Source organism: Microbacterium sp., from assembly GCF_030149085.1.
Lineage (GTDB): Bacteria > Actinomycetota > Actinomycetes > Actinomycetales > Microbacteriaceae > Microbacterium.
This window is the reverse complement of record NZ_JASBSF010000078.1, coordinates 1-4,573: the sequence shown is the minus strand read 5'-3', so window position 1 is coordinate 4,573 and position 4,573 is coordinate 1. Positions and strand designations below refer to the sequence as shown.

The 4,573-nt window shown below is 67.1% G+C and carries 4 protein-coding genes; all 4 read right to left on the bottom strand.

Going from position 1 to position 4,573, the window contains the following annotated elements:
- Positions 1-1,053: UDP-N-acetylmuramoyl-tripeptide--D-alanyl-D-alanine ligase (murF, locus tag Q1V87_RS03275; protein WP_300590830.1), on the bottom strand; the 1,053-nt coding region annotated here is incomplete at its 3' end.
- A gap of 23 nt (positions 1,054-1,076) precedes the next feature.
- The gene (locus Q1V87_RS03270) at positions 1,077-2,813 is read right to left on the bottom strand and encodes a penicillin-binding protein 2 (protein ID WP_300590829.1); all 1,737 of its coding nucleotides are present in this window, start codon (positions 2,811-2,813) and stop codon (positions 1,077-1,079) included.
- Between the two features lie 44 nt (positions 2,814-2,857).
- Positions 2,858-3,445, bottom strand: coding sequence for a hypothetical protein (locus tag Q1V87_RS03265; RefSeq protein ID WP_292727498.1), 588 nt, complete (start codon positions 3,443-3,445; stop codon positions 2,858-2,860).
- Complete coding sequence (rsmH, locus tag Q1V87_RS03260) at positions 3,442-4,395, bottom strand: 16S rRNA (cytosine(1402)-N(4))-methyltransferase RsmH (protein WP_300590831.1); 954 nt, start codon at positions 4,393-4,395, stop codon at positions 3,442-3,444. The genes Q1V87_RS03265 and rsmH overlap by 4 nt, the downstream gene beginning before the upstream one ends.
- Positions 4,396-4,573: the final 178 nt, after the last annotated feature.

Sequence of the window (4,573 nt, the reverse complement as noted above, 5' to 3'; positions counted from 1 at the left end):
CATGGAGTCCGGACTCGCGTTGTAAGCATCGTTGATGATGCGCACGCGCTCCGAGCCCATCGGCTGCATCCGCCACCGCTCTGCCAACTCCATCGCCTCGAGCCGTTCGATGCAGGCTTCGGGACGGATGCCGAGACTTGTCGCGGTGGCGATCGCGGCCAGCGCATTCATAACGTGGTGCTCGCCGAGCACGCGGAGCACCACGGGGAACTCCTCACCGTCGACGACGGCACGGAATCGCGTTCCCTCGGGCGTGACCTCGACGTCTTCGGCACGCACCTCGGCTGCAGACCCGCGCCCGAACCAGCGGACTGTCGCACCGCGTTCGGCCGCGATCCCGGCCATCGCGGCAACACGCGGATCATCGGCGTTCAGAACCGCGACGCCCCCGGGCCGGACGGCGTGGATCAACTGCGACTTCTCGACGAAGGTCGACTCGATACCGCCGAACCCGCCGGCGTGCGCCATCCCGACCATGAGGACGACCCCGATGTCGGGGTGCACGAGGCCGGCAAGACGCGCGATCTCTCCCGGGGCGCTCGCCCCGAACTCGCTGACGAGGTAGCGGGTGCGCTCGGTGATGCGCAGCATCGTCAGGGGCGCGCCGACCTCGTTGTTGAAGGATGCCTGCGGCGCGACGGTTTCGTCCTCGGCCTCGAGGATGCGCGCCACCATGTTCTTCGTCGTCGTCTTGCCGTTCGATCCCGTGATTCCGACGATCTGCAGCGCGCCGCGATCGCGTACCGCGCCGACGACGAACCGGGCGAGATCTGCCAGAGCGTGGACCGCGCCGGGCACCACGATCTGCGTGATCGCGGCATCCAGCGGACGCTCGACGATGGCGAGCGCCGCTCCCCGCTCGATCGCGGCGGGAACGAAGTCGTGTCCGTCGGCGTGCTCGCCGGGTTTGGCGACGAAGATGTCGCCGGGTCCGATGAGTCGAGAGTCGGTGTCGACGGTGCCCGAAACCACCGTGTCAGCGGAGTCGGCGCCGCGAAGGACGAGGTTTCCGCCGAGGACATCGGCGATTCGGGACAGAGTCAGACTGATCATGCGCGGGATGCGTGCCGTCGGGATCAGCCGAAGGTCGGAAGATCGGGTGAGGCGGAGTTCGAAGGCATGATCCGGTAGGTCTTGAGCACCTGGGTCATCGCCTCACGGAACGCCGGAGCGTTGGCACTAGACGACTTTACCGTGGTCGGCTCGTCGAGCGTCACCACGACGACGTACTGAGGATCGTCGGCCGGCGCAAAGCCTGCGATCGTCGTGAAGTAGGAACCGACCTTGTAGGTACCGGCGCCGGGGTCGACCTTCTCTGCCGTTCCGGTCTTGAGCGCGAGCCGGTATCCGGCGATGCCGACCTTCTCGGAGACAGAGCCCTTCGTGGCGACGTTCTCGAGCATGTCGGTGACCTGGCGGGCCGCCTCGGGACTGATCACCTGCGTCGGCTCGCCGTTGTCGGGGGCCGTGACCGTGCCGTCAGCAGCCGTGCAGGACTCGACCAGTCGCAACGGCAGCTTCAGCCCACCGTTCGCGATCGCCTGATACGCGTTCGCGAGCTCGGGCACTGTCGTCGTCAGGCCCTGACCGTAGGAGGTGTTGTACTTCGTCTGGTTGTCCCACTGGCCGGGGTCGCGAACGAGGCCGTTCGCTTCTCCAAGGAAGTCGACGTCAGTGCCCTGCCCGATCCCGAATCTCGTGAGGTAGTCGTAGCGAGCCTGGTCGCTCATCATCCCGGCGAACGTGGAGATACCGACGTTCGACGAGTTCACGAGCACACCGTTGAGCGTGTAGTCGTAGTCCGGGTGGGGAAGATCGTCACGAACGCTCGCACCGTTGTCGAAGGTCTGGCGGAAGGGCACGCGGACCACCGAGAAGGGGTTCGCGGTACCTGAGTCGACGAGCATCGCTGCCGAGAGCGCCTTGAACGTCGAGCCCGGCTCGAAGGTGTTGCGGAAGATCCGGCTTGCGCGATCGGACTCGTCAACGACTGTCGGAGCGTTGGGGTCGACGGTCGGGTACTCGGCTGCCGCACGGATCGCACCGGTCTTGACCTCGACGACGAAGATCGAGCCGTTCAGCGCCCCGGTGTTCTGCGTCTGCTCGGCGATCAGTTGCTGCAGATACCACTGCAGGTCACGGTTGATCGTCAGTTGCAGCGTCCCCCCGTCGATGGCGGGTATCTCGGTCATCGTCCCGGGGATGATGACGCCGTCACCGCCGCGCTGATACCGAATCTCGCCGTCGGTCGAGGCGAGGCATCCGTTCTGGGAGGACTCCAGCCCAGCGAGCGCCGTGCCATCGGACCCCACAAAGCCGACGAGGTTACCGCCGACCGCGCCGTCGGGGTACGTGCGCGCCGGGTGCGGGAACATCGCGAGATACGGGATCTTCATATCCGCGAGTTCCCGGTACTGCGCCGTCGTGAGGCCCCGCGTGAGCATCGCGTATCGACTGTCGGGGTTCTCCGCGAGGGCGGCAGCGACGATCGCCTGAATCTCTTCGGCGCTCTGACCCGTGACGGCGCCGATCTCAGCTGAGATCGTCTCCCACGGAACCTTGACGTCCTCGCCGTCGATCTCACGGTCGATCGGGCCGACGAGTTTCGGATCGAGCTGCGCGTCGTAGAGCACGATGCTGCCGGCAAGGGTCGCGCCGTTCTCGTCGACGATCGCACCGCGGGTTCCGTATGTCTCCTGCGAGCTCGACAGCCCCAGTTCCAGGGACTGCTCGATGTGCTCCTTGGCATTGACGACCTGGATGTCGACAAGACGGATGACGAAAGCACCGATGACTGCCAGAACAACGAACATGGCGACGACGGTGCGGCGCCGTGGGCTTCGTGTGCTGCGTCCGGTCATCGTGTCGTGGGGGTCGGCAGGCCGTCGGTGAGCGCGGGCGGGATAACCGATTGACCGGTCTCGTCCGTGACCTCGACGGGAGTTCCTTCGATGGTCGCGGCGGGGTCGGTGACCAGTGGCGTCTGGGTGATGAGGGCGTTTGCCACTGCTCCCCTTCCGACGGCGTCGATCGATGACTGCCACCCTGCGGCCTGCGAGGCTCCCACCAGCGCTCCGTCCGAGAGACGGAGGAAGGTAGGCGCTTCGCTGATGACCATACCGAGGGCCGACGCGTTTGCCGCGAGGTACTGCGGCGAGCTGAGACCTGCAACCTCGTCGTAGAGGATCTGCCGGTCCCAGGTGAGCTGTCGCTGCTGCGAGGTGAGGGCCGAGATCGCGTACGTGTCTTGCGTCGTGAGGATCGACACCACCATCTGGGCCGCGACGATCGCCGCGGCTCCGAGGACCGCGACGATCCCGTAGGCGAGGCGCGGACGGCGCCACGCTGCGGTCTGCTCCACCGGACGCAGCCGCGGGGCTTGTGTCTCGACCGGGCGAGCACTCGGGGCGAACTCATCAAGGGCTGCCAGCAGATCCGCGCTCATGCGGCATCCTTCACTCGTTCGGCCGCGCGCAGCCGCACGGGCGTGGCACGGGGATTGCGTAGCTTCTCGTCGTCGGAGGCCATTTCGGCGCCCTTGACGATGAGACGGAACTGCGGGGCGTGCTCGGGGAGTTCCACGGGTAGGCCCGCGGGGGCTGTCGAGCGGACCGCCTGGGCGAGGACGCGCTTGACGAGGCGGTCCTCGAGGGACTGATAGGACATGACGACGAGGCGGCCACCGACTGTCAACGCGTCAAGCGCGGCGGGAAGTGCCGTCTCGAGGGCCGCAAGCTCCGCATTCACCTCGATGCGCAGGGCTTGAAACACCCGCTTGGCGGGATGACCGGCGTTCTTGAGGGCAGCGGGAGTCGCGGCCTGCAGGATGTCGACGAGCTGAGCAGACCGCTCGATGGGCTGCTCGCCCCGCGCCTGGATGATGGCCCGGGCGTAGCGTCCCGCAAGCTTCTCTTCGCCGTAGCGCTCGAAGATCCGGCGCAGGTCGCCTTCACCGTAGGTCGCGAGCACGGTTGCGGCTGTCACTCCCCCGGACTGGTCCATCCGCATGTCCAGCGGCGCATCCTGGGCGTAGGCGAATCCGCGGTCCGCGACATCCAGCTGCAGCGACGAGACACCAAGGTCGAACAGGATGCCGTCAACGCCTGCGAACCCGGAGCGTTCGATCGCGCCGGCGATGCCGTCGTACACGGTGTGCACCGGGCGCAGCCGGTCACCGAACCGGGCGAGGCGCTCGGAGGCGATGCGCAGGGCGTCAGTGTCGCGGTCGAGCCCGATCACCGTGAGCGAGGGAAACCGCTCCAGGAGCGCCTCGGTGTGACCGCCCATGCCGAGGGTGGCGTCGACGACCACCGGGCTCTCGCCACTGAGCGCGGGAGCAAGCAACTCGATGCAGCGCTCGAGCAGGACGGGGGTGTGGATGTCGCGCAGGTCCATGATGTCGGGCCGGACCACTGGGCTCTGATCCCCATCCGCTGAAGACCTGGCGCCGGGGAAGTGCGTCAGGGCGGGAGCGGCTGGGAGTCACAGCCGGGGGCGTCAGAACAGGCCGGGGATCACCTCCTGCTCCATCTCGGAGTAGCTGTCTTCGTTGGCCAGGGCGTAGGCGTTCCAC